Here is a 23,211-nt window from a genome sequence, read left to right on the forward strand (position 1 = left end):
ACCTTAAACGTCAGCAGCTGGACCGCCGATCGGGGCTTCCGGACGAGGATCCTGCACTGGCGGCGGTGTACCGGCGCCACCCGACCAGTCGCGAGGCTCGCGAGGAGCACGGCCCGCCATGATGTCGTCGATCTGTTCAGCATCGATCGTTTCGTACTTCATCAGGGCATCGGCCATGGCATCGAGCTTGTCACGGTTATCCGTGAGGATCTGCTTGGCGGTGCCGTAGCACTGGTCAATGATACTGCGCACTTCGGAGTCGATAAGCTTGGCTGTTTCACCCGAGAAGCTGGCGCTCTGACCACCACCGCCACGACCGAGGAACACCTCGCCCTCTTCTTCGGCGTACATCAATGGACCGAGCTTTTCCGACAGACCCCACTTGGTCACCATGTTCCGTGCAATCTGACTGGCACGCATGATGTCGTTGGATGCGCCAGTGGTCACACCATCGAAGCCCAAGGTCATTTCTTCAGCGATACGGCCACCGTACAGCGAGCAGATCTGACTGATCAAGGCACGCTTGGACAGACTGTAGCGGTCTTCTTCGGGCAGGAACATGGTCACACCCAGCGCACGACCACGTGGAATGATCGATACCTTGTAGACCGGATCATGCTCGGGAACCATGCGACCAACGATGGCATGACCCGCCTCGTGGTAAGCGGTGTTCTGCTTCTCTTTTTCCGACATGACCATGGATTTGCGCTCGGCGCCCATCATGATCTTGTCCTTGGCGAGCTCGAACTCTTTCATCTCCACGATGCGCTTGCCAGCACGTGCGGCGAACAAAGAGGCTTCGTTGACCAGGTTGGCGAGGTCCGCACCGGAGAAACCAGGAGTACCACGAGCAATAACCGCTGGAGCGACATCGTCACCCATTGGTACTTTGCGCATGTGAACCTTGAGAATCTGCTCGCGACCGCGGATATCCGGCAGACCGACCACTACCTGGCGGTCGAAACGGCCAGGACGCAGCAACGCCGGGTCCAGAACGTCCGGACGGTTGGTTGCAGCGATGACGATGATGCCGTCGTTCATCTCAAAGCCGTCCATCTCTACCAGCAACTGGTTGAGGGTCTGCTCGCGCTCGTCGTGACCGCCGCCCATGCCAGCGCCACGATGGCGACCGACGGCGTCGATTTCGTCGATGAAGATGATGCACGGTGCGTGTTTCTTGGCCTGCTCGAACATGTCCCGAACACGGCTGGCACCGACACCGACGAACATTTCGACGAAATCGGAACCGGAAATGGTGAAGAACGGCACCTTGGCTTCACCGGCAATCGCCTTGGCCAGCAAGGTTTTACCGGTACCCGGAGGACCAACCATCAGCACACCGCGAGGAATACGGCCGCCCAGGCGCTGGAATTTGCCCGGATCGCGAAGGAACTCAACCAGCTCGCCGACTTCTTCCTTGGCTTCATCGCAACCGGCGACGTCAGCCAGGGTAGTTTTCACCTGGTCTTCGGACAGCAGGCGCGCCTTGCTCTTGCCAAAGCTCATCGGCCCGCCCTTGCCGCCAGCACCACCTTGCATCTGGCGCATGAAGAACATGAACACGGCGATGATCACCAGGATCGGGAAGCTGGCAACCAGTAGCTGGGTCCAGATGCTTTGCTGCTCGGGCTGCTTGCCTTCAACCACGACGTGGTTGTCCACGAGGTCGCCGATCAGGCCATTGTCCTGGATTGCAGGACGAATGGTCTTGAAGCTGTCGCCATCGTTGCGCTTGCCGGTGATCACGTAGCCGTCAACCGCTACGCGCTCGACCTTGCCATCCTTGACCTGCTGGATGAAGTCGGAATAGTTGAGGGTCTGCGGCTCGTTAGGGCTGGAGAAGTTGTTCATCACCGTCACCAGGACAGCCGCAATGATCAACCACAGGATCAGATTCTTTGCCATATCGTTCAATTAACTACCCTCTGAAGCAAGCTCCGCTAATGGCGCGCGCTTCGCATGATATTCACCGGCCTAACTTACTACATTACGTACGGCTTGGCAGGCGCCGTCTGTAACCCTTTGTGAAACACTTTCTACACAGTATTCGCTTATGCCCACAGGGCGAAATACGAAAAACCTATCGACCCTGCGAAAAAAACCTGCTTTACCCGTTTCCGCGGCGAAAACCCCAGGCCAGCATGTACTGCTCGCGAGAGGTGCCACGGGAAGAGTCCGGCTTGATCATCTGGATCTTGTCGAACTTCTTGCGAGCGTCCTTCAGGTAAACATCGAACCCTTCGCCCTGGAAAATCTTGATTACAAAATTGCCACCAGGTTTGAGTATCCGCTCCGCCAGATCGAGGGCCAGCTCGCAAAGGAACATGGCTTTGGGCATATCCACTTCAGGCGTACCACTCATATTGGGGGCCATATCGGAAATCACAAGGTCCACCTGCGAATTACCAACGGCTTCAAGGATCCGCGCGAGCACTGAGTCCTCGGTAAAGTCACCCTGAATGAAAGTAACGTCCGGGATGCTGTCCATCTCCAGGATGTCCGAGGCGATCAGGCGCCCCTGACCACCGATCAGCCGGCTGGTGACCTGCGACCAGCCGCCGGGGGCCGCACCCAGGTCAACCACACTCATCCCAGGACGGATCAGCTTGTATTTCTCCTGGATCTCCAGAAGCTTGTAACTCGCACGCGAGCGGTAGCCATCCTTCTGCGCCTGCTTCACATAGGGATCATTGACATGTCTTTTCAGCCAACCAAGGCTTGTCTTGGAACGCGCCACTGGGCACCTCGATGATTAGGGTCGTGATTAATTGGGCGGATCAACGAGCCCTCGGGTAAAATGGCCGCCATTTTACAGAATCCAGACGTAAGGGTCAGATTATGCCGCTCACTCCAGAGCTGAAGAAACAGTACAAATCCATTGGCCACCATCTGAAACCAGTCCTGATTGTGGCAGACAACGGCCTGACTGAAGGTGTGTTAGCCGAACTTGAACGCGCGCTGGCGGATCACGAGCTGATCAAGATCAAGCTCAACATTCTCGACCGCGAATCGCGCCTGGCAGCCATTGCAGAGCTGTGCAAGGTCGGCAAGGCGGATCTGGTCCAGGTCATCGGCAAGATGGCACTGATCTACCGCAAGAACTTCAGCGTCAACAAGCAGCTGTCGAACGTCCATCGCTTCAAGTGATGGAAAGGGTCAAGGGTGCGCATGACGCACCCCGCCACTCCATCCCGGCACCGGCTGCAAAACCAGCACCACCCCGGAAAAGCCCAGGATCAGATAACTGAATACCTGCCAACGAACGGCATCCGGCCAACCGAGAAGTACCGCGAAAAACATTGCGCTGGCATAAAGCGCCATCAGCAGTAACTGCCCACGAATATCGCGCCATAGGCTGGAAAGCCCTTCGGTCCGCACCAGCACCATCCCTTGGAAAACCACACACGCTGCGGCAAATGCCACCATCAGCGCATTGAGCATGCCTGCAATTTCGTCCACCAGCAGCGGGGCCAGGCCAATTCGACCCAGCACCGGCGGCAGACCGATATGCGACAACCAGAGGCCACCTACCCACAGCATCTGGGTCAGTTGCCAAAGCATGGCGCCCGCACGCAGCGGGCGCCTGCCTTCAGATGTGGCGGACTTCGACAATCTCGTACTCGATAACGCCGCTAGGCGTTTTGACGCCGACCACATCGCCTTCTTCCTTGGCAATCAAGGCGCGAGCGATAGGCGAACCCACGGAGATCTTGCCGAGTTTGATGTCAGCCTCGTCCTCACCAACGATCTGGTAAGTGACGCTTTCGTCGGTTTCGACGTTGGCAATCTCGACGGTCGTGCCGAAGATCACCTTACCGGTGTGAGGAATCGTCGTGACGTCGATGACCACAGCGTTCTGCATGCGGCCTTCGATGTCGCGGATACGCGCTTCCACCATACCCTGCTGCTCGCGGGCAGCGTGGTATTCGGCGTTTTCCTTCAAATCACCCAACTCACGAGCCGTCCCGATGTCCTGGCTGAGCTTCGGACGGACGACCTTGGTCAGGTGAGCATGCTCCTCTTCCAGGGCGCGAGCGCCCTGAACGGTCATGGGGTACTTGGTTATGCTCATGCCTTCAACCCTGCGTGTAGATCCTGCAAGCGGCGCACGGTCTTCTCGGGACCGAACTTCAGCGCTTCACAGATGGCCTCGCCCGCAGCAATGGTGGTGGTGCAGTAGATCTTGTGCTGCAAGGCATTACGACGAATGGAATACGAGTCGGCGATCGACTGGCGACCTTCGGTGGTGTTGATGATCAGCGTGACTTCGTCATTCTTGATCATGTCGACCACGTGCGGACGGCCTTCGGTCACCTTGTTCACGCGGCGCACTTTCAGGCCTGCGGCTTCGATCAGCTTGGCAGTACCTGCTGTGGCAACCACTTCGAAGCCCAAGTTGATCAGATCACGGGCGACGCCTGCAACCAGCGGTTTGTCGTCATCACGTACGCTGATGAACGCAGTACCGCCGGTCGGCAGGACTTCGCTGGCGCCCATCTGGGCCTTGGCAAAGGCTTCGCCGAAGGTGTCGCCGACACCCATGACTTCACCGGTGGACTTCATCTCTGGGCCGAGGATCGGGTCAACGCCTGGGAATTTGGCGAATGGGAACACCGCCTCTTTCACGCTGTAGAAGTTCGGAATGATTTCCTTGGTGAAGCCCAGTTCTTTCAGGGTCTTACCGGCCATCACGCGCGCAGCGATCATTGCCAGGGAAACACCGATGCACTTGGACACGAACGGTACGGTACGCGAAGCGCGTGGGTTGACTTCGATGACGTAGATGTCTTCGCCTTGCAGCGCCAACTGTACGTTCATCAGGCCGATCACACCCAGTTCCAGGGCCATTTTCTTGACCTGTTCGCGCATCTCGTCCTGGATGTGCGCCGGCAGCGAGTACGGCGGCAGCGAGCAAGCGGAGTCACCGGAGTGAACGCCAGCCTGTTCGATGTGCTGCATGATCGCGCCGATCACGACGTCCTTGCCGTCGCTGACCGCATCCACGTCCATCTCGATGGCGCAGTTGAGGAAGTGGTCCAGCAGCACCGGGCTGTCGTTGGACACTTGCACCGCTTCGCGCAGGTAACGCTTGAGTTCTTCTTCCTTGTAGACGATTTCCATCGCCCGACCGCCCAGCACGTACGAAGGACGCACCACCAGCGGGTAACCGATCTTGGCGGCGGCGCGAACGGCTTCATCTTCGCTGCGCACGGTGGCGTTTGGCGGCTGACGCAAGTTCAGGCGTTCGACCATTTGCTGGAAGCGCTCACGGTCTTCGGCACGGTCGATAGCGTCAGGGCTGGTGCCGATAATTGGCACGCCAGCCGCCTCAAGGGCACGGGCCAGTTTCAGCGGCGTTTGGCCACCGTATTGGACGATCACGCCTTTTGGCTTCTCGACACGCACAATTTCCAGCACGTCTTCCAGGGTCACCGGCTCAAAGTACAGGCGGTCGGACGTGTCGTAGTCGGTGGAAACGGTTTCCGGGTTGCAGTTGACCATGATGGTCTCGTAACCGTCATCGCGCAGGGCCAGTGCCGCGTGTACGCAGCAGTAGTCGAATTCGATACCCTGGCCGATACGGTTAGGGCCACCGCCGAGGATCATGATCTTGTCGCGGTTGGACGGCGCTGCCTCGCACTCTTCCTCGTAGGTCGAGTACAGGTAGGCGGTGTCGGTGGCGAACTCGGCCGCGCAGGTGTCGACGCGCTTGTAGACCGGGAACACTTCCAGCTTCTGGCGGTGAGTGCGCAGGTTCTTCTCGGTGACACCCAGCAGCTTGGCCAGGCGCTGATCGGAGAAACCCTTGCGCTTGAGGCGGAACATCAGATCGCGGTCGATGGCCGACAGACCGAGGGTCTTGACCTTCTCTTCGTCCTTGATCAGGTCTTCGATCTGCACCAGGAACCAAGGGTCGATCATGTTCATGCCGAAGATGTCTTCGACGCTCAGGCCGGCGCGGAACGCGTCAGCCACGTACCAGATGCGCTCGGCACCCGGCACGGTCAGCTCGCGCTTGAGCACGCTCATGCTTTCCGGGTTGCTCAGGTCGAGCTTCTCGTCCAGGCCGCAAACGCCCACTTCCAGGCCGCGCAGGGCTTTCTGCAGGGATTCCTGGAAAGTACGGCCGATGGCCATGACTTCACCCACCGATTTCATCTGGGTGGTCAGACGCGCGTCAGCCTTGGCGAATTTCTCGAAGGCGAAACGCGGCAGCTTGGTCACGACGTAGTCGATGGACGGTTCGAAGGACGCCGGGGTCTTGCCGCCGGTGATGTCGTTCGACAGCTCGTCAAGAGTGTAGCCCACGGCCAGCTTGGCCGCGACCTTGGCAATCGGGAAACCGGTGGCTTTCGAAGCCAGGGCCGAGGAACGCGATACACGCGGATTCATCTCGATCACGACCATGCGGCCGGTGTTCGGGCAGATACCGAACTGAACGTTGGAACCGCCAGTTTCCACGCCGATCTCGCGCAGTACCGCCAGGGAGGCGTTACGCAGGATCTGATATTCCTTGTCGGTCAGGGTCTGTGCCGGCGCCACGGTGATCGAGTCACCGGTGTGCACGCCCATCGGGTCAAAATTCTCGATGGAGCAGACGATGATGCAGTTGTCCTTCTTATCGCGGACAACCTCCATCTCGTATTCTTTCCAGCCGATCAGGGATTCGTCGATCAGCAGTTCCTTGGTCGGCGACAGGTCCAGACCACGGGCGCAGATTTCTTCGAACTCTTCACGGTTGTAAGCGATACCGCCACCGGTGCCGCCCATGGTGAAGGACGGACGGATGATGCAAGGGAAACCCAGTTTCTCGAGGACCGCGTTGGCCTCTTCCATGCTGTGGGCGATACCGGAACGCGGGCACGCCAGACCGATGTCTTTCATGGCCTTGTCGAAACGCGAACGGTCTTCAGCCTTGTCGATGGTGTCGGCATTGGCACCGATCATCTCTACGCCGAATTTTTCAAGGACGCCTTCGCGCTCCAGGTCCAGGGCGCAGTTCAGCGCGGTCTGGCCACCCATGGTCGGCAGCAGCGCGTCCGGACGCTCTTTTTCGATGATCTTGGCAACGGTCTGCCACTTGATCGGCTCGATGTAGGTAGCGTCGGCCATGGCCGGGTCGGTCATGATGGTGGCCGGGTTGGAGTTCACCAGGATGACGCGGTAACCCTCTTCGCGCAGGGCTTTGCAGGCCTGGGCGCCGGAGTAGTCGAATTCGCAGGCCTGGCCGATCACGATCGGGCCAGCGCCGAGAATCAGGATGCTTTTAATGTCTGTACGTTTTGGCATGGGTTTGTCACTCAAATCCGCAGGTCAGTCGGCAAGCCGTCTTGTTCAATCTGTTGAGCCTTGAGGGGGCCACCGGTGTCGGGACCGCCCTTAAGGCCTTGCTGCATCAGGGCCAGCGATCAGCGACGCTTGGCCATCTCGTTGATGAAGCGATCAAACAGTGGCGCTACGTCATTCGGGCCAGGGCTGGCTTCCGGGTGACCCTGGAAGCTGAAGGCGCTCTTGTCGGTACGCTCGATCCCCTGCAGGGTGCCGTCGAACAGCGATTTGTGGATCGCACGAACGTTGGCCGGCAGGGTTTCTTCGTCCACCGCAAAACCGTGGTTCTGGCTGGTGATCATGACGACACCGGTGTCCAGGTCCTGGACGGGGTGGTTGGCGCCGTGGTGGCCATGGCCCATTTTCAGGGTCTTGGCACCGGAGGCGAGAGCCAGCAGTTGGTGACCGAGGCAGATGCCGAACACCGGGATGTCGGTTTCCAGTACGTCCTTGATCGCCTGGATGGCGTAATCGCAAGGCTCTGGGTCACCAGGACCGTTGGACAGGAACACGCCATCAGGGTTGAGTGCCAGCACGTCGGCAGCCGGGGTTTGTGCCGGAACCACGGTCACGCGGCAGCCGCGCTCGACCAGCATGCGCAGGATGTTGACCTTGACGCCGTAGTCGTACGCCACGACGTGGTAAGGCAGCTCAGACGCTTCGAGGGTCGCGTGGCTGTCGGTTTTCAGGTCCCAGACCGTCGAACGCCACTCGTAGGTGTCCTTGGTGCTGACGACCTTGGCGAGGTCCATGCCCTTGAGGCCAGGGAAGCCCTGGGCGGCGGCGATGGCGGCTTCTTCGGAAATGTTGTCACCGGCCATGATGCAGCCGTTCTGCGCGCCTTTTTCGCGCAGGATGCGCGTCAGGCGACGGGTGTCGATACCAGCGATGGCCACAACGTTGTTGGCCTTCAGGTAATCGGACAGGGACATCGTGTTACGCCAGTTGCTCGCAACCAGTGGCAGGTCACGGATGACCAGGCCAGCGGACCATACGCGGTTCGACTCGGCGTCTTCCGGCGTGGTGCCGGTATTGCCGATGTGCGGGTAAGTCAGGGTAACGATCTGTTGGGCGTAGGAAGGATCGGTAAGAATTTCCTGATAGCCGGTCATTGCGGTGTTAAACACCACCTCACCAACGGTTTGTCCGTCGGCTCCAATGGCTTCGCCGCGAAAAATGCTGCCATCAGCAAGGGCGAGTATGGCTGGCTTAGTCAAGAAGACCTCCCGTAAATAAAGCCTGAAAGGGCGATCGCAGGTTGTAAAAAAGCGGAGTGACGTATGGACACGTCACCCCGCTTCTTCACTGAATAATTTTCTGCGCGCTTTTAGTGGACACACTAAAGCTGTAGCTTACAGAAAAAGGGTTTTTTGGTCTACCGCCAATGAGCCCTAAAGGCTGGAGAATGCGACAGGACGTCGCTTGGCGTAACAAAACCGGGGCCGACGCTGAATCGGCTTCCGGTTTCGGGGGGCATCTTACCGCAGCTCGAGCACGTCTTGCATGTCGTACAGGCCCGGCTCGCGAGCATCCAGCCACAACGCGGCACGCACCGCGCCCTTGGCGAAGGTCATGCGACTGGACGCCTTGTGGGTAATCTCCAGTCGCTCGCCCTCACAAGCGAACAGAACCGTGTGATCACCCACCACATCACCGCCACGAACAGTGGCGAAACCGATGGTTTCCCGCTCCCGCGCACCGGTGTGGCCTTCACGCCCATACACCGCGACCTTCTGCAGATCGCGATCCAGCGCACTGGCAATCACTTCACCCATGCGCAAGGCGGTGCCCGAAGGCGCATCGATCTTGTGCCGGTGATGCGCCTCGATGATTTCGATGTCGGCATCATCACCCAGCACGCGCGCGGCCATGTCGAGCAACTTGAGCGACAGGTTCACCCCGACGCTGAAGTTGGCGGCAAACACGATGGGAATGTCCTTGCCCGCCTCGACCAGCAACTGTTTCTGAGCAGCATCCAGCCCGGTGGTGCCGATGACCATCGCCTTGCCAGCCTTGCGGCAGAACGCGAGGTTTTTCAGCATGACTTCCGGCAGGGTGAAGTCGATCAACACATCGAACTCCTCCGCCACCAATTCCAGGTTACCGGACAACGGAACGCCGATACGCCCCAGCGAGGCCAGCTCACCTGCGTCCACGCCGATCAGCGTGCTGCCGGGGCGCACGATGGCGGCCGTCAGACCGGTCAGCGGCGCGCGCTGCTGCACCGCTTCGACGAGGATCTTGCCCATGCGGCCAGCGGCGCCCATGACAGCTATACGTCGCATGCTCACTCCTTACAGATCGCCGAAGAAGCGCTTCACGCCTTCAAACCAACCGGTGGTTTTGGGCGAATGGCTGTTGTCGTCCGCCAGCGAACTGCGGAACTCTTCGAGCAATTCGCGCTGACGACGACCCAGGTTGACCGGGGTTTCCACCGCCACGCGGCACATCAGGTCGCCTGCACCGCCGCCACGCACCGGCGCAACGCCTTTGCCGCGAACACGGAACTGCTTGCCGGTCTGAGTCCCTTCCGGGATCTTCAACTTGACCCGACCATCGAGAGTCGGAATCTCCAGCTCGCCACCCAGCGCCGCGTCGACGAAGCTGATCGGCACTTCACAGAACAGGTGCTTGCCGTCACGCTGGAAGATCGCGTGCTCGCGCACGTTGATCACCACGTACAGGTCGCCCGTCGGGCCACCCTGAGCGCCCGCTTCGCCTTCGCCAGACAGACGAATCCGGTCACCGGTATCGACACCGGCTGGCACTTTCACGGAAAGGGTCTTGTACTCTTCGACGCGACCGTCGCCATTACACGAGTTGCACGGATCGGAAATGATCTTGCCCTGGCCATGGCAACGCGGGCAGGTCTGCTGCACCGAGAAGAAACCTTGCTGCATGCGCACCTGGCCAATACCGCCACAAGTCGGGCAAGTGACGGGCGAAGAGCCCTTCTTGGCGCCCGAACCGTCGCACGGCTTGCAGTTGACCAGCGTCGGAACGCGGATATTCACGGTGGTGCCGCGAACAGCCTCTTCCAGGTTCAGCTCCAGGGTGTAGCGCAGGTCGCTGCCGCGCTGGGCACCGCCACGAGCACCGCCGCGACCACCACCAAAGAAGTCACTGAAGACGTCTCCAAAGATGTCGGAGAAGTTCTGGCCACCAAACCCTGCGCCGCCGCCCCCCATGCTCGGGTCGACACCGGCATGACCGTACTGATCATACGCAGCGCGCTTGCTGGAATCGGACAGCACTTCGTAGGCCTCGTTGGCCTCCTTGAACAGCTCTTCCGATGCTTTGTCATCAGGATTACGGTCCGGGTGGTGCTTCATCGCCAGGCGGCGATAGGCCTTTTTCAGGTCAGCTTCGCTTGAGCCACGCTCAACACCCAATACTTCGTAATAGTCACGTTTTGCCATAAGTCTTCTGCACTCTTGAGGACGTTCGACAAACCTCTCCTGAGCCTCGTCAAACTCGTTGAGCCCCAATACAGGCCCGGACTCACGTCAATTCAACGATCCCGGTCTTTGTTTCATTGCGGCATCTGCGGCACGAAAAGCAGGAGCATTCCCGGCCATACCGCCAACATCCGAGCCGGCCCGAAGCCTTGTCGCATGCTGTAAAAATTCGTGTACTCCAGACACGCCAACGCGGGAGGCAGGCTCCCGCGCGGCGACATCCTACCAGTCACTGCCCGAAGGCGGTCAACCGGACGACCAACAACTTACTTGTTGTCTTTGACTTCTTCGAACTCGGCGTCGACCACGTCGTCAGCCTTCTCAGCCGATTCGCCTTGCGGTGCAGCGCCTTCAGCAGGTTGAGCCTGCTCGGCATACATCTTCTGCGCCACTGGAGCGGAGACTTTCGACAGCTCTTCGACCTTGGCTTCGATGGCAGCCTTGTCGTCGCCTTTGACAGCAGCTTCCAGGGCAACCACGGCCGCTTCGATCGCAGTCTTCTCTTCAGCGCTTACTTTGTCGCCAGCGTCAGCGACCATTTTGCGCGTGGAGTGAACCAGTGCATCACCCTGGTTACGGGCAGCGGCCAGCTCTTCAAACTTGCGATCTTCCTCGGCGTTCGCCTCGGCATCACGCACCATACGCTCGATCTCTTCGTCGGACAGGCCGGAGTTGGCCTTGATCACGATCGACTGAGTCTTGCCAGTGGCCTTGTCCTTGGCGCCTACGTGCAGGATGCCGTTGGCGTCGATGTCGAAGGTCACTTCGATTTGTGGCACGCCACGTGGTGCAGGTGGAATCTCGGCCAGGTCGAACTTGCCCAGAGACTTGTTCTGCGCCGCTTGCTTACGCTCACCTTGCAGCACGTGAATGGTCACGGCGCCCTGGTTGTCGTCGGCAGTCGAGAACACTTGCGATTTCTTGGTAGGAATCGTGGTGTTTTTCTCGATCAGCGCGGTCATCACGCCACCCATGGTTTCGATACCCAGGGTCAGCGGGCTCACGTCCAACAGCAGAACGTCTTTAACGTCACCGGCCAGAACGGCGCCCTGAATAGCAGCACCCATGGCAACGGCTTCGTCCGGGTTCACATCTTTACGAGCTTCTTTACCGAAGAACTCGGTCACCAGTTTCTGAACCAGTGGCATACGGGTCTGACCGCCGACCAGGATCACGTCGTTGATCGAACCAACGTCGATACCGGAGTCTTTCAGCGCGATGCGGCAAGGCTCGATGGTGCGCTGAACCAGGTCTTCGACCAGCGATTCCAGCTTGGCGCGAGAGATCTTCACGTTCAGGTGCTTAGGACCGGTGGCGTCTGCAGTGATGTACGGCAGGTTCACGTCGGTCGACTGAGCGGACGACAGCTCGATCTTGGCTTTTTCAGCGGCTTCTTTCAGGCGCTGCATGGCCAGCGGGTCACCCTTGAGGTTCATGCCGCTTTCTTTCTTGAATTCGTCGACGAGGTAGTCGATCAGACGAATATCGAAGTCTTCACCACCCAGGAAGGTGTCACCGTTGGTGGCCAACACTTCGAACTGGTGCTCACCATCGACTTCAGCGATCTCGATCACGGAAACGTCGAAAGTACCGCCACCCAGGTCATAAACGATCACGGTGTGATCGCCCTTGGCCTTGTCCATACCGTAAGCCAGAGCAGCTGCGGTTGGTTCGTTGATGATACGTTTGACGTCCAGGCCTGCGATGCGACCAGCATCCTTGGTGGCTTGACGCTGGCTGTCGTTGAAGTAGGCCGGAACGGTAATCACCGCTTCGGTCACAGCCTCGCCGAGGTAATCTTCGGCGGTCTTCTTCATTTTCTTCAGGATTTCAGCCGAGATTTGTGGCGGCGCCATTTTCTGGCCGTTCACTTCAACCCAGGCGTCGTTGTTGTCAGCCTTGACGATCTTGTAAGGGACCATCTGAATGTCTTTCTGGACCACTTCTTCTTCGAAGCGACGACCGATCAGACGCTTCACCGCGTACAGGGTGTTGTGCGGATTGGTCACTGCCTGACGCTTGGCCGACTGGCCAACCAGGATTTCGCCATCGTTGGCGTAAGCGATGATCGAAGGCGTGGTACGCGCGCCTTCGGCGTTTTCAATCACTTTGGCCTTGCCGTTTTCCAGCACGGAGACGCAGGAGTTGGTAGTCCCCAGGTCGATACCGATAATTTTGCCCATGTTCACTCTCCCGAAACTTTGGATTTGGTTGCCGCAGCAGTGGTGGCTAACTGCGGTAGCACTTAAACGCTTGACTTATAAATGGGGGCCTTGCGGCGGATTTCAAGCCTGCTCATTAATAGAAGGTTGAGTCGGTGTCACAGCTTTGCTGACCACGACCATGGCCGGGCGCAGCAGGCGACCGCTGAGCTGATAACCCTTCTGGAACACCTTCAGCACACTGTTGGGTTCAACGTCGGCGCTTTCCTGCATGGCCATTGCCTGGTGAAGAGCGGCATTGAACGGTTCGCCATGCGGGTCGATCGCTTCGACGCTGTATCGCTTGAAGGTGTCCTGGAACATTTTCAGGGTCAGCTCGATGCCTTCGCGCATCGGACGAATGCTCTCGTCGTCCGGGTTGGACAATTCCAGGCCTCGCTCCAAGCTGTCGATGATCGGCAGAAGGTCGCCGGCGAATTTTTCCAACGCAAACTTATGAGCTTTCTCAACGTCCTGCTCGGCACGGCGGCGGACATTCTGCAGGTCAGCGGTGACTCGCAGGGTGGCGTCCTGAGCGGCAGCCAGTTGCTCTTCGAGCGCTTGCACACGAGTCGCCAGGTCTTCACCCGAAGCCTCGGGCGCCTGGTTGACGTCTGGGTTTTGCGTATCCACTGTCTGTTCGTCAGCCATAGAATTCTCCTTTCAATTTCGTCCGCGAGCTGTACTCGCGCTTCTGTCCCGGTATATGGGGCCGTAAAAACAGGCTTCAAGGGCTTATCAGCATTAACCCTACAAAAAACCCCTGCATTGTCATTCCCAGGCGCGCTAACGCTTTCGTCGGACCAATCAAATCGAGCTAAGGCAAGGCATTGTCAGTCGCGAACAAAACACTGTATAAATAACCAGACCTAAAGCCTGGGAGCGGCCGTCATGCTGGTGCACCTGTCCGTACATAACTACGCCATCGTTGAACATCTCGATCTTGAACTCGATCGCGGGATGAGCGTGATCACAGGGGAAACCGGCGCCGGCAAGTCGATCATGCTCGACGCCCTGGGCCTGACCCTCGGCGACCGCGCCGACAGCGGCGTGGTCCGCCCCGGTGCGGACAAGGCCGACATCCTGGCCACCTTCGACCTAGTCGACATCCCGGAAGCCAGCGCCTGGCTGGCCGAACGCGACCTGGAAAGCGAAGGGCCGTGCATCCTGCGTCGAGTGATCACTGCCGAGGGACGCTCCCGGGGCTATATCAATGGCACGCCCTGCCCGCTGGGCGACCTCAAGGCACTGGGCGAGCTGCTGATCGATATTCACAGCCAACATGAACACCAGTCCCTGCTCAAGACCGACACCCACCGCCGCCTGCTCGACGAATATGCCGGCGCGACCGATCTGGCTCGCCAGGTTCAGCTCGCCGCCCAGCGCTGGCGCCAGACCAGCCAGGAGTTGGAGCGACTGTCCAACTCCGGCGACGAACAACGTGCCCGCCACCAGTTGCTCAGCTATCAACTCGAAGAGCTGGAAAATCTCGGGCTGGGCGAAAACGAGCTGGAAGAGTTGGAGCAGGAACACAAGAACCTGACCAACGCCGAAACCTTGCTCGGTATCTGTCGCCAGGTGGTCGAGCAATGCAGCGAGAGTGATAACGGCAATGTCCTGAATGCCCTGACCGCCAGCCTCAATCGCCTGTCGAGCGTGAACAGCACCATTGGCGCACTGGGCGAAGCCAGCAGCCTGCTGACCAGTGCACAAATCCAGGTGGAAGAGGCCGTCGGCGAGCTCAACCGTTTCCTCGACAACTTCGACGCCGACCCGGCGCGCCTGCAATATCTGGAAGAACGCCTCGATGCGATCTACACCATGGCACGCAAACACCGCATCCAGCCGACCGAAGTCGCCGAAATGCAGCAGCGACTGCTGGATGAAATCGAGACACTCAATGCCAACGACGAATCAATCGAACGCCTCAGCGATGAGTTGGCGTCCTACGCTCGTCATTATCAGGAAAAGGCCCGGGAGTTGAGCGACCTGCGTCATCAAGCCTCCAGCAGCCTGGCCAGCGCCGTCGAACAGGAAATCCAACGCCTGGGCATGCCGGGGGGGCGCTTCACCATCGAATTACGCCCCAACAGCGGCGATGAACTGCTGCCCAATGGGTTGGAACAGGTCGAACTGCTGGTCAGCGCCAACCCCGGCCAACCCCTCAAAGCCCTGGCCAAAGTCGCCTCGGGCGGTGAACTGTCGCGGATCAGCCTTGCGATCCAGGTCATCACCGCCCAGACCTCCCGCGTACCCACCCTGGTATTCGACGAAGTGGACGTGGGGATTGGCGGGCCGACGGCCGAGATTGTCGGCCAGTTGCTCCGTCGCCTGGGCGAGCGCGGACAGGTACTGACGGTGACTCACTTGCCGCAAGTGGCGGCGCAGGGGCATCAGCATCTGTTTGTGCACAAGGTGCGCGGTGAAGACGCTACCCGCACGGCCGTGTCCAAGCTCAGCAAGAATGATCGCGTCGAGGAAGTCGCTCGCATGCTGGGGGGCATCGACCTGACCAAGGAGTCCCTGGCCCACGCGAAAAAAATGGTGGTTGCCGCGAAGGCGTAAACCCCGCAAAAAGCACAAAGGCGACCCTCGGGTCGCCTTTGTTCGTTTCGTGAACCTGGCAATTCACGCGACATGCTTACTTTTTCTTGCGTACGTACAGCACCAGATTGTGATCAACCATTTCGAAGCCATACTTCTCGACAATTGCTTTCTGCAGGTTTTCGATTTCCTGATCGAAGAACTCGATCACTTCACTGGTTTCGACGTTGACCATATGGTCGTGATGCTTGCCATCGTCCAGCTCGAAGACCGCATGGCCCCCGTCGAAGTTGTGCCGCACCACAAGGCCTGCTGCCTCGAACTGGGTCAGAACACGGTAAACCGTGGCCAGACCGACGTCCTCGCCAGCCTCCATCAGCGCCTTGTAAACATCTTCGGCACTCATGTGGCGTTGCTCGGCGGAGTCGAGCATTTGCAGAATCTTGACCCGTGGCAGGGTCACTTTGAGGCCGGCTTTGCGTAGTTCGCTATTTTCAACCATGGTCAGCTTTCTCGCGATGCTGCTTCGCAGCTTCTCTTAATGCGGGTATGATCGGCGTTTACGTTGTCCCAGCCAAGATAGTGGAAGTCGCCCACCGATGCAAAACACCAAGCTCTTGCTAACCAGTTTCACCTTTGTGGGACTGCTCGCACTCGCCGGTTGTTCATTCCCCGGGGTTTACAAAATCGACATCCAGCAGGGCAATGTCGTCACGCAGGACATGATAGACCAGTTACGCCCCGGAATGACCCGACGGCAAGTACGGTTTATCATGGGCAACCCCCTGCTGGCCGACACGTTCCATGCCGATCGCTGGGATTATCTGTACAGCCTGCAACCGGGTGGCGGTGAACGCCAACAGGAACGCATTAGCGTTATCTTCAACCCAAATGATCAACTTGTCAGCCTCTCCGGTGACTTCATGCCAGGCGTGAGCCGAGATGAAGCCATTCTGGGCAAGGACAGCGGCAACAGCGTGACCGCCCCTGCCGAAAATGCCGAGAAGCCAAAACCGGAAAAACCGGTCAAGCCAGGTTCGTTGCTCGATCAGATTCAGAAGGACGTCGACGGTGTAGAAACCGTTCCAGTCCCGACGCCAGAACCGCTGGACACCTCGCCGCAATAATTTGTGACGAGGTAAAAAGCCGCTTCAAGACTAAATGCCTCTGACTTAAGTATTCGAGTCATTGCAAGCGTCGCGAACAATCCGATACCCAATCGCTGGTATCGGATTCTTGTGTGGCGCCAACAATCAGCTTTTCCTTTCTTGTTATCGCAAACTGTTGCGCCCCTCACTCAGTTACGACAAAGCCAACCAAACTGATTCAGTCAAGTTGGCAAAAGCCCGAGTGAGTATGGATGACCTGGACTTAATTAACACACATCAACATAAAGTCCTGGGAAGAATCACCGGAAGGTCCCTTCAATCCGAGCAAATGGGTAATAACGGTCACGTACTCCTGTTTCGGAGCAGCCCCCAGCCTGGCCTGTCCATGCAGTAGATCATCGCTGGAACGGGTATCGATCAAGGAAACCGAGCAGAACCGTGGAGCGATTGTGAAGACGCCCGGTTTGAAGCCAACCTTGTAATTCGCGAGATAGTCAGGTTGCGAGCTCTGCTCGACCGTGGAGATCCATTCGGGCGTCTGAGTCAGCACCTTACCCTGAGCGCTGATCGTGGCAGTCAAGACATTGGAAGTTGCACTGGCAGGCGTAATAACGGAAACCGCGCCTATCACCGAGCATAAACTTATACACTTCAAAAATTTGGTCAATTTCATTTGTATTTATCCCTAAACAAATTATCTGCACCCTGCATTCAACAAGGGCGAGATTTGACCTTAGGTTATTCAGAACCAAGCATTCAACCGCGATGGGAACGAATTGAAAATTCGCTTTAAGAATCAAACTTATCTTACAGATGCACAATAAACATCCTACAAAGTGCACCTGCAATCCGAGACTGACGCCTGCTCATTGCTGACGGGTTTTATTGCCTGGCGCTCAAGCCACTCACTGATTCCGGGCCTTAGCCTCGGCAGCTTTTACCGCGCGCAGTCGGCGCACCTCTTTCGGATCGGCCAGCAGTGGTCGGTAAATCTCGATTCGATCCCCTGCCTGAACAGAACGACGCTCTGGATCGGCTACAACCTTGCCGAAGATTCCCACAGGGCAATGGACCAGATCCAGCTCCGGAAACTCCCGAGCCACGGCGGACCCGAGCAAGGCTGCCCGCACGGTCGTCCCGACCGGCACCGTCAACGTCAGGAGCACCTGACGGTCTACGGCCGCGTAGACCACCTCGATTTCAATCATGATCAACCATGTATCTGCTTGGCGCGCTGGCAGAACGCATCGACCAGGGTGTTGGCAGCCTGATTGAACAGCGGGCCCAGCGTGGCGCGAACGATCGGCCCGGCGTAATCGAACGACAGATCCAGGCTGATCTTGCAGGCCTTGTCGGTCAGCGCCTTGAACACCCAAATGCCGTGCAATTGGGTAAAGGGGCCTTCTTCGAGGTTCATCTCGATCGATTGCCCCGGCACCAGAGTATTGCGCGTCACGAAGTGCTGACTGAGCCCGCCCTTGGCCACCCCGACGCTTGCGCGCATGAACTCGGGGGAGCTTTCCAGGACTTCAGCCGACGAGCACCACGGCAGGAATTGCGGGTAACTCGCTACGTCATTGACCAAGTCATACAGCGCTTGTGCCGGATACGGCAGCAGCGCCGAACGTTGAATGTGTGTCGTCATGTCAGCGTCACTTCCACAGCTGGGCGGCAAACACTACGAGAATGCCGATGGGCGCCACATAGCGCATCAAAAACAGGGTCAAGGCGAACAACCCGGGGCTGCGGATCGACAATTCGTCGCGCACCGCTTCACGCCCCATCACCCAGCCCGCAAACAACACGAAACACAAACCACCGAGTGGCAACATGATCCGCGAGGTGAAAAAATCGATCACACCGAAGAAATCCAGACCGCCGGCGGCACCCCATTGGTAGAGGTGAAACATCCCGCCTTCGTTCACGAAGAACTTGGCCTGCTTCCAGATGTTGAACGAAAACACCGTGCCCAGGCCAACGAACCAGCACGTGAACGCCAGCCAGAAGGTTACCCAGGCACGGCGGATTCTGGTGCGTTCAACCAGGTAAGCCACCATCGGCTCCAGCAACGAAATCGCCGAACTCCAGGCGGCAATCGCTACCAGCACGAAGAACACTACGCCCATCAGTTGGCCAAATGCTACGTTCCCGAAGGCAAATGGCAGGCTGACAAACATCAGCCCAGGGCCTTCACTCGGGTTCATCCCGGCGGCGAACACAATAGGAAACAAAGCAAGACCCGCCACCAGGGACACAAAGGTATCGAGCAACGCGACACCGACCACCGTGCCGGAAATGGATGCGTCCTTCGGCATGTAAGCGCCGTAGATCATGATCGAGCCGACACCGACGCTCAGCGAAAAGAACGCATGCCCCATCGCTGGCAGCAAGCCATCGAGGACCTTTTCCGGGTGGAAGTCGAACATGAAATGCACGCCATCCATGAAATGGCCGGTGGTCATGCTGTAGCCCAGCAGCACCAGGATCATCACAAACAACAGCGGCATCATGATGCGCAAACTACGTTCGAGCCCGGCGACGACGCCTTTGGCGATCACGAGGGCCGATAGCACCATAAAAATCGTGTGCCAAAGTGTCAGGCGCCAGGGATCGGCGATCACATGACCGAAATACGCGCCAACCTGGTCAGGCGTGACACCCTGGAAATCGCCGCGCCCCATGTCGATGATGTAATCCAGCGACCAGCCGCCGACAACGCTGTAGAAAGACAAAATCAACAGGGCCGTGATCATTCCGGCGAACGCGCCCCAGGACCACTTTGCCGAATGCCCGGCCTCCAGCGCCAACACTTTCAGGGCATTGGCCGGACTCTGGCGGGCGCGACGGCCGATCAGCGTTTCCGCGAGCATCACCGGCACACCGATCAGCGCGATACAAGCCAGGAACATCAGCACGAAAGCACCGCCACCGAAGACCCCCACCATGTATGGGAACTTCCAGATGCTCCCAAGGCCCACGGCCGAACCGGTCGCGGCCAGTATGAAAACCCAGCGGCTAGCCCAACTGCCGTGGACAGAAACCTTGTCTGTCGACATCGTTACCACGTCCAAGCATTGAAAAAAGAGCGCGCATTGTCCGGGATTCAATCAACCTGCTCAAGCACACAGCATCACCGTAGCCGACTCGCTTGCAACTGCCTATAATGCCGCCCCTATGGCTAAACAGAAGAAACACCCAACAGGGACCATCGCGCAGAATAAAAAGGCGCGGCACGATTACTTCATCGAACACAAGTTCGAGGCTGGTCTGGTCCTGGCCGGCTGGGAAGTAAAAAGTCTGCGGGCAAGCAAGCTGCAGCTGGTGGACAGTTATGTCCTGCTCAAGGACGGCGAAGCCTGGTTGCTCGGCAGCCACATCACGCCGCTGACCACCGCCAGCACCCACGTGATTGCCGACCCGACCCGCACCCGCAAGCTGCTGCTCAATCGGCGCGAGATCGACAAGCTCTCCGCTGCCGTGCAGCAAAAGGGTTACGCCTGCGTGTGCCTGTCCTGGTATTGGAGCAAGCACATGGTCAAGTGCGAGATCGCACTGGGCAAGGGCAAGAAGGAATACGACAAGCGTGATACCGAACGCGAGCGCGACGCCGGTCGCGAGTTGCAGCGTGCGGTGCGCAACAAGGGCAAGGAAGAGTAATTCGCTCGTTCTGATGGCCCCATCGCGAGCAAGCTCGCTCCTACAGGGATATCAAAAAACCTGTAGGAGCGAGCTTGCTCGCGATAGCAATCGCACACCCACCACAAAATCCCCGCCTACATCCCTTTGCGCCGCTCCGCCCGCGCCACCCGCTGCACTTCCTGACGCACTTCCTCCAGCACTTCCTGCACATACAGAATGTGCCGGCTGGACACTTCCCGCGCCTGCTCCGCCCGGCCTTCGATAATCGCCATGTACAACTCCCGATGCTGGGTAATCAGCATGTCGCGGGTTTCCGTGCGCTGTTTGTACATGCCACCGATGTTGGTCACCACGTTGCGCTTGAGCAAATCGAACAACCCGCGAATGGTGTGCAGCAACACCGCGTTGTGACTGGCCTCGGCGATCGCCAGGTGGAATTTCGCATCCGCCGCGCCCTCTTCCGCCCGGCTCACTTCATCGTGACGCGAGTAGCAATCCTGCAACTCATTGAAAGCGGTGCTCAGTCGCTCGCGGTCGACATCCGTGGCCCGCAGCGCAGCGTAGTAGGCGCAGGACGCCTCCAGCGTATGGCGAAACTCCAGCAGATCACGCTGAGCCTCTGGGTTGCTTTCCAACAGATGCAGCAGCGGATCGCTGAATGTGGTGCCCAATGATTCCACCACATAGTTGCCGCCACCCTGGCGACTGACCAGCAGCCCCTTGGCCGCCAGCTTCTGAATCGCTTCGCGCAATGAGGGGCGTGACACGCCGAACTGCTCGGCCAGGGCACGCTCGGCCGGCAAGCGCTCGCCCGCCTTCAAGGTACCTTCGAGGATCATCCCCTCAAGCCGCTCGACAATATCGTCAGACAAACGGCGCTGACGAATCTGATCAAAGCCCATAACTCAATTCTCCACGGTCCCGACCGCTCGCCGGGCTCTCTATTCTGGCCTATCGACGCCGAGCCAGCACGCACCAGACGACATTTGTTCGAGCAGATCACGCACGCGGCGCGGCCCTTATTCGACAAAAGTTTAAGTGCTGCAAATTGACACACCACCAACAAGGCTTTTACCCTAGCGAACAGCGATTGTAAATTGGTATTACCAATTAACCAAGAACGCTGACCAGTGCCTACCAACAACAACTAGGGGCCACCCCATATGCAAACCTGGCAACAGCTCTATAGCCCGCTCGGCAGCCTCGGCCTATCCGCGCTCGCGGCCGTTATTCCCATTGTGTTCTTCTTCCTGGCATTGGCGGTGTTCCGCCTCAAAGGCCATGTGGCGGGCAGCATCACGCTGGCCTTGTCCATCCTGGTTGCCATCTTCGCGTTCCAGATGCCGGTCGACATGGCCTTCGCTGCCGCCGGTTACGGCTTCGCCTATGGCTTGTGGCCGATCGCGTGGATCATCGTGGCAGCGGTTTTCCTCTACAAACTGACGGTCAAGAGCGGTCAGTTCGAGGTCATTCGCAGCTCGGTCCTGTCGATCACCGACGACCAGCGCCTGCAAGTGCTGCTGATCGGTTTCTGCTTCGGTGCATTTCTTGAAGGCGCCGCCGGTTTCGGCGCGCCGGTAGCGATTACCGCCGCCCTGCTGGTAGGCCTGGGCTTCAACCCGCTGTACGCCGCCGGCCTGTGCCTGATCGCCAACACCGCGCCTGTAGCCTTTGGCGCCTTGGGGATCCCGATCATCGTGGCCGGCCAGGTCACCGGTATCGACGCGTTCAAGATCGGCGCCATGACCGGTCGCCAACTGCCGCTGCTGTCGTTGTTCGTGCCGTTCTGGCTGGTGTTCATGATGGATGGCCTGCGCGGCGTCCGTGAAACCTGGCCGGCAGCGTTGGTGGCTGGCTTGAGCTTTGCCGTTACCCAATATTTCACCTCCAACTTCATCGGCCCGGAACTGCCGGACATCACCTCGGCCCTGGCCAGCCTGATTTCCCTGACCCTGTTCCTGAAAGTCTGGCAGCCAAAACGCGCCGCCGGGCAACATGTCGCCGGTGCCGTGTCCGCCTCGGTGGTCACCGCCAGTGCCGGTGGGTTCGGCCAGCCGCGCACTACCACGGCATCGCCTTACAGCCTGGGTGAAATCTTCAAGGCCTGGTCGCCGTTCCTGATCCTCACCGTGCTGGTCACCATCTGGACCCTGAAACCGTTCAAGGCCATGTTCGCCGCTGGCGGTTCGATGTACAGCTGGGTGTTCAACTTTGCGATCCCGCACCTCGATCAACTGGTAATCAAGACCGCACCGATCGTGGCAGCACCAACCGCCATTCCAGCGGTGTTCAAGTTGGACCCGATCTCCGCGACCGGCACCGCGATTTTCTTCTCGGCGCTGATCTCGATGCTGGTGTTGAAGATCAACGTCAAAACTGGTCTTACCACTTTTAAAGAGACCCTCTACGAACTGCGCTGGCCGATCCTGTCCATCGGCATGGTGCTGGCCTTTGCCTTCGTCACCAACTACTCGGGCATGTCGTCGACCATGGCCCTGGTATTGGCTGGCACGGGTGCGGCCTTCCCGTTCTTCTCGCCGTTCCTGGGCTGGCTGGGCGTGTTCCTGACCGGTTCCGATACTTCGTCGAACGCCCTGTTCAGTTCGCTGCAAGCCACCACCGCACACCAGATTGGCGTCAACGACACCCTGCTGGTAGCGGCCAACACCAGCGGCGGCGTGACCGGCAAGATGATCTCGCCACAATCGATCGCCGTGGCGTGCGCCGCAACCGGCCTGGTGGGCAAGGAATCGGACCTGTTCCGCTTCACCCTCAAACACAGCCTGTTCTTCGCCACCATCGTCGGCCTGATCACCCTGGCTCAAGCCTACTGGTTCACCGGCATGCTGGTGCACTGATCCTCTGCGCAAGAACCGACGCCGCGCCCCACTGCGGCGTCAGTTATTCACAACCCGGTCCGTAAGGCTGCTG

21 protein-coding genes are annotated in these 23,211 nt (G+C 58.7%); 5 read left to right on the forward strand and 16 right to left on the reverse strand.

What is annotated here, in order from left to right; translation table 11 throughout:
• Positions 1-3: 3 nt before the first annotated feature.
• Both ftsH and rlmE read right to left on the reverse strand, forming a co-directional pair.
• Positions 4-1,905: an ATP-dependent zinc metalloprotease FtsH gene (gene ftsH, locus AB4O36_RS22525; RefSeq protein WP_460140307.1), complete on the reverse strand. Its 1,902-nt coding sequence runs from the start codon at positions 1,903-1,905 to the stop codon at positions 4-6.
• Positions 1,906-2,107: 202 nt separating this feature from the next.
• On the reverse strand, positions 2,108-2,737 hold the full coding sequence (gene rlmE / locus AB4O36_RS22530; protein ID WP_460118247.1) for a 23S rRNA (uridine(2552)-2'-O)-methyltransferase RlmE: 630 nt from the start codon (positions 2,735-2,737) through the stop codon (positions 2,108-2,110).
• Positions 2,738-2,838: 101 nt separating this feature from the next.
• On the opposite strand from rlmE, the gene AB4O36_RS22535 reads away from it, so the two are divergent.
• Positions 2,839-3,147 carry a YhbY family RNA-binding protein gene (locus tag AB4O36_RS22535; protein WP_460118249.1) on the forward strand — a complete coding sequence of 103 codons (309 nt, stop codon included), beginning with the start codon at positions 2,839-2,841 and terminating at the stop codon, positions 3,145-3,147.
• Positions 3,148-3,156: 9 nt separating this feature from the next.
• Here AB4O36_RS22535 and AB4O36_RS22540 read toward each other — a convergent pair whose 3' ends face one another.
• The 8 genes from AB4O36_RS22540 to grpE all read right to left on the reverse strand — a co-directional run bounded on the left by AB4O36_RS22540 (position 3,157) and on the right by grpE (position 13,639).
• Complete coding sequence (locus tag AB4O36_RS22540) at positions 3,157-3,561, reverse strand: MFS transporter (RefSeq protein ID WP_460140308.1); 405 nt, start codon at positions 3,559-3,561, stop codon at positions 3,157-3,159.
• Between the two features lie 28 nt (positions 3,562-3,589).
• The gene (greA, locus tag AB4O36_RS22545; RefSeq protein WP_460126823.1) at positions 3,590-4,066 is read right to left on the reverse strand and encodes a transcription elongation factor GreA; all 477 of its coding nucleotides are present in this window, start codon (positions 4,064-4,066) and stop codon (positions 3,590-3,592) included.
• Between the two features lie 2 nt (positions 4,067-4,068).
• Positions 4,069-7,290 carry a carbamoyl-phosphate synthase large subunit gene (gene carB, locus AB4O36_RS22550; protein ID WP_460118253.1) on the reverse strand — a complete coding sequence of 1,074 codons (3,222 nt, stop codon included), beginning with the start codon at positions 7,288-7,290 and terminating at the stop codon, positions 4,069-4,071.
• Positions 7,291-7,409: 119 nt separating this feature from the next.
• Positions 7,410-8,546, reverse strand: coding sequence for a glutamine-hydrolyzing carbamoyl-phosphate synthase small subunit (gene carA / locus AB4O36_RS22555; RefSeq protein WP_460118255.1), 1,137 nt, complete (start codon positions 8,544-8,546; stop codon positions 7,410-7,412).
• Between the two features lie 261 nt (positions 8,547-8,807).
• Complete coding sequence (gene dapB / locus AB4O36_RS22560; RefSeq protein ID WP_460140309.1) at positions 8,808-9,614, reverse strand: 4-hydroxy-tetrahydrodipicolinate reductase; 807 nt, start codon at positions 9,612-9,614, stop codon at positions 8,808-8,810.
• Between the two features lie 9 nt (positions 9,615-9,623).
• On the reverse strand, positions 9,624-10,748 hold the full coding sequence (gene dnaJ, locus AB4O36_RS22565; protein WP_460118258.1) for a molecular chaperone DnaJ: 1,125 nt from the start codon (positions 10,746-10,748) through the stop codon (positions 9,624-9,626).
• Positions 10,749-11,053: 305 nt separating this feature from the next.
• A complete protein-coding gene (gene dnaK, locus AB4O36_RS22570) occupies positions 11,054-12,970 on the reverse strand; it encodes a molecular chaperone DnaK (protein ID WP_460118260.1) in 1,917 nt (638 codons plus the stop codon).
• A 102-nt stretch (positions 12,971-13,072) separates the two neighbouring features.
• On the reverse strand, positions 13,073-13,639 hold the full coding sequence (grpE, locus tag AB4O36_RS22575) for a nucleotide exchange factor GrpE (protein WP_460140310.1): 567 nt from the start codon (positions 13,637-13,639) through the stop codon (positions 13,073-13,075).
• A 240-nt stretch (positions 13,640-13,879) separates the two neighbouring features.
• Here grpE and recN point away from each other — a divergent pair, with 240 nt between their 5' ends.
• Entirely contained in the window at positions 13,880-15,553 is a 1,674-nt protein-coding gene (recN, locus tag AB4O36_RS22580; protein ID WP_460140311.1) for a DNA repair protein RecN, read from the forward strand.
• A 76-nt stretch (positions 15,554-15,629) separates the two neighbouring features.
• On the opposite strand, the gene fur is transcribed toward recN, so the two are convergent.
• The gene (fur, locus tag AB4O36_RS22585; protein WP_110966279.1) at positions 15,630-16,034 is read right to left on the reverse strand and encodes a ferric iron uptake transcriptional regulator; all 405 of its coding nucleotides are present in this window, start codon (positions 16,032-16,034) and stop codon (positions 15,630-15,632) included.
• A 97-nt stretch (positions 16,035-16,131) separates the two neighbouring features.
• Here fur and AB4O36_RS22590 point away from each other — a divergent pair, with 97 nt between their 5' ends.
• Entirely contained in the window at positions 16,132-16,659 is a 528-nt protein-coding gene (locus tag AB4O36_RS22590) for an outer membrane protein assembly factor BamE (RefSeq protein ID WP_460118266.1), read from the forward strand.
• 244 nt (positions 16,660-16,903) lie between these two features.
• Here AB4O36_RS22590 and AB4O36_RS22595 read toward each other — a convergent pair whose 3' ends face one another.
• The 4 genes from AB4O36_RS22595 to AB4O36_RS22610 form a co-directional block, all read right to left on the reverse strand.
• Positions 16,904-17,314, reverse strand: a complete 411-nt coding sequence (locus AB4O36_RS22595; RefSeq protein ID WP_460118268.1) for a hypothetical protein — start codon at positions 17,312-17,314, stop codon at positions 16,904-16,906.
• 232 nt (positions 17,315-17,546) lie between these two features.
• On the reverse strand, positions 17,547-17,849 hold the full coding sequence (locus AB4O36_RS22600; RefSeq protein ID WP_460118270.1) for an RnfH family protein: 303 nt from the start codon (positions 17,847-17,849) through the stop codon (positions 17,547-17,549).
• A 2-nt stretch (positions 17,850-17,851) separates the two neighbouring features.
• Positions 17,852-18,286: a type II toxin-antitoxin system RatA family toxin gene (locus AB4O36_RS22605; RefSeq protein WP_460118272.1), complete on the reverse strand. Its 435-nt coding sequence runs from the start codon at positions 18,284-18,286 to the stop codon at positions 17,852-17,854.
• A 7-nt stretch (positions 18,287-18,293) separates the two neighbouring features.
• Entirely contained in the window at positions 18,294-19,697 is a 1,404-nt protein-coding gene (locus AB4O36_RS22610) for a sodium-dependent transporter (protein WP_460140312.1), read from the reverse strand.
• 118 nt (positions 19,698-19,815) lie between these two features.
• Between AB4O36_RS22610 and smpB the strand changes: the two genes are divergently transcribed.
• Positions 19,816-20,298, forward strand: a complete 483-nt coding sequence (gene smpB / locus AB4O36_RS22615) for an SsrA-binding protein SmpB (protein ID WP_460118276.1) — start codon at positions 19,816-19,818, stop codon at positions 20,296-20,298.
• Positions 20,299-20,414: 116 nt separating this feature from the next.
• Here smpB and AB4O36_RS22620 read toward each other — a convergent pair whose 3' ends face one another.
• The gene (locus AB4O36_RS22620; protein WP_460140313.1) at positions 20,415-21,182 is read right to left on the reverse strand and encodes a GntR family transcriptional regulator; all 768 of its coding nucleotides are present in this window, start codon (positions 21,180-21,182) and stop codon (positions 20,415-20,417) included.
• Positions 21,183-21,443: 261 nt separating this feature from the next.
• On the opposite strand from AB4O36_RS22620, the gene AB4O36_RS22625 reads away from it, so the two are divergent.
• Positions 21,444-23,138, forward strand: a complete 1,695-nt coding sequence (locus AB4O36_RS22625; protein ID WP_460118280.1) for a lactate permease LctP family transporter — start codon at positions 21,444-21,446, stop codon at positions 23,136-23,138.
• The last annotated feature ends 73 nt before the right edge of the window (positions 23,139-23,211 follow it).

Source organism: Pseudomonas sp. S2_E01 (assembly GCF_054668365.1).

Bases quoted from the DNA above. Each gene is read 5' to 3' on its own strand.
- ftsH (WP_460140307.1), bottom strand. From the start codon at position 1,905: ATGGCAAAGAATCTGATCCTGTGGTTGATCATTGCGGCTGTCCTGGTG.
- AB4O36_RS22535 (WP_460118249.1), top strand. From the start codon at position 2,839: ATGCCGCTCACTCCAGAGCTGAAGAAACAGTACAAATCCATTGGCCAC.
- AB4O36_RS22540 (WP_460140308.1), bottom strand. From the start codon at position 3,561: ATGCTTTGGCAACTGACCCAGATGCTGTGGGTAGGTGGCCTCTGGTTG.
- carB (WP_460118253.1), bottom strand. From the start codon at position 7,290: ATGCCAAAACGTACAGACATTAAAAGCATCCTGATTCTCGGCGCTGGC.
- dapB (WP_460140309.1), bottom strand. From the start codon at position 9,614: ATGCGACGTATAGCTGTCATGGGCGCCGCTGGCCGCATGGGCAAGATC.
- dnaJ (WP_460118258.1), bottom strand. From the start codon at position 10,748: ATGGCAAAACGTGACTATTACGAAGTATTGGGTGTTGAGCGTGGCTCA.
- dnaK (WP_460118260.1), bottom strand. From the start codon at position 12,970: ATGGGCAAAATTATCGGTATCGACCTGGGGACTACCAACTCCTGCGTC.
- grpE (WP_460140310.1), bottom strand. From the start codon at position 13,639: ATGGCTGACGAACAGACAGTGGATACGCAAAACCCAGACGTCAACCAG.
- recN (WP_460140311.1), top strand. From the start codon at position 13,880: ATGCTGGTGCACCTGTCCGTACATAACTACGCCATCGTTGAACATCTC.
- fur (WP_110966279.1), bottom strand. From the start codon at position 16,034: ATGGTTGAAAATAGCGAACTACGCAAAGCCGGCCTCAAAGTGACCCTG.
- AB4O36_RS22590 (WP_460118266.1), top strand. From the start codon at position 16,132: ATGCAAAACACCAAGCTCTTGCTAACCAGTTTCACCTTTGTGGGACTG.
- AB4O36_RS22595 (WP_460118268.1), bottom strand. From the start codon at position 17,314: ATGAAATTGACCAAATTTTTGAAGTGTATAAGTTTATGCTCGGTGATA.
- AB4O36_RS22600 (WP_460118270.1), bottom strand. From the start codon at position 17,849: ATGATTGAAATCGAGGTGGTCTACGCGGCCGTAGACCGTCAGGTGCTC.
- AB4O36_RS22605 (WP_460118272.1), bottom strand. From the start codon at position 18,286: ATGACGACACACATTCAACGTTCGGCGCTGCTGCCGTATCCGGCACAA.
- AB4O36_RS22610 (WP_460140312.1), bottom strand. From the start codon at position 19,697: ATGTCGACAGACAAGGTTTCTGTCCACGGCAGTTGGGCTAGCCGCTGG.
- smpB (WP_460118276.1), top strand. From the start codon at position 19,816: ATGGCTAAACAGAAGAAACACCCAACAGGGACCATCGCGCAGAATAAA.
- AB4O36_RS22620 (WP_460140313.1), bottom strand. From the start codon at position 21,182: ATGGGCTTTGATCAGATTCGTCAGCGCCGTTTGTCTGACGATATTGTC.
- AB4O36_RS22625 (WP_460118280.1), top strand. From the start codon at position 21,444: ATGCAAACCTGGCAACAGCTCTATAGCCCGCTCGGCAGCCTCGGCCTA.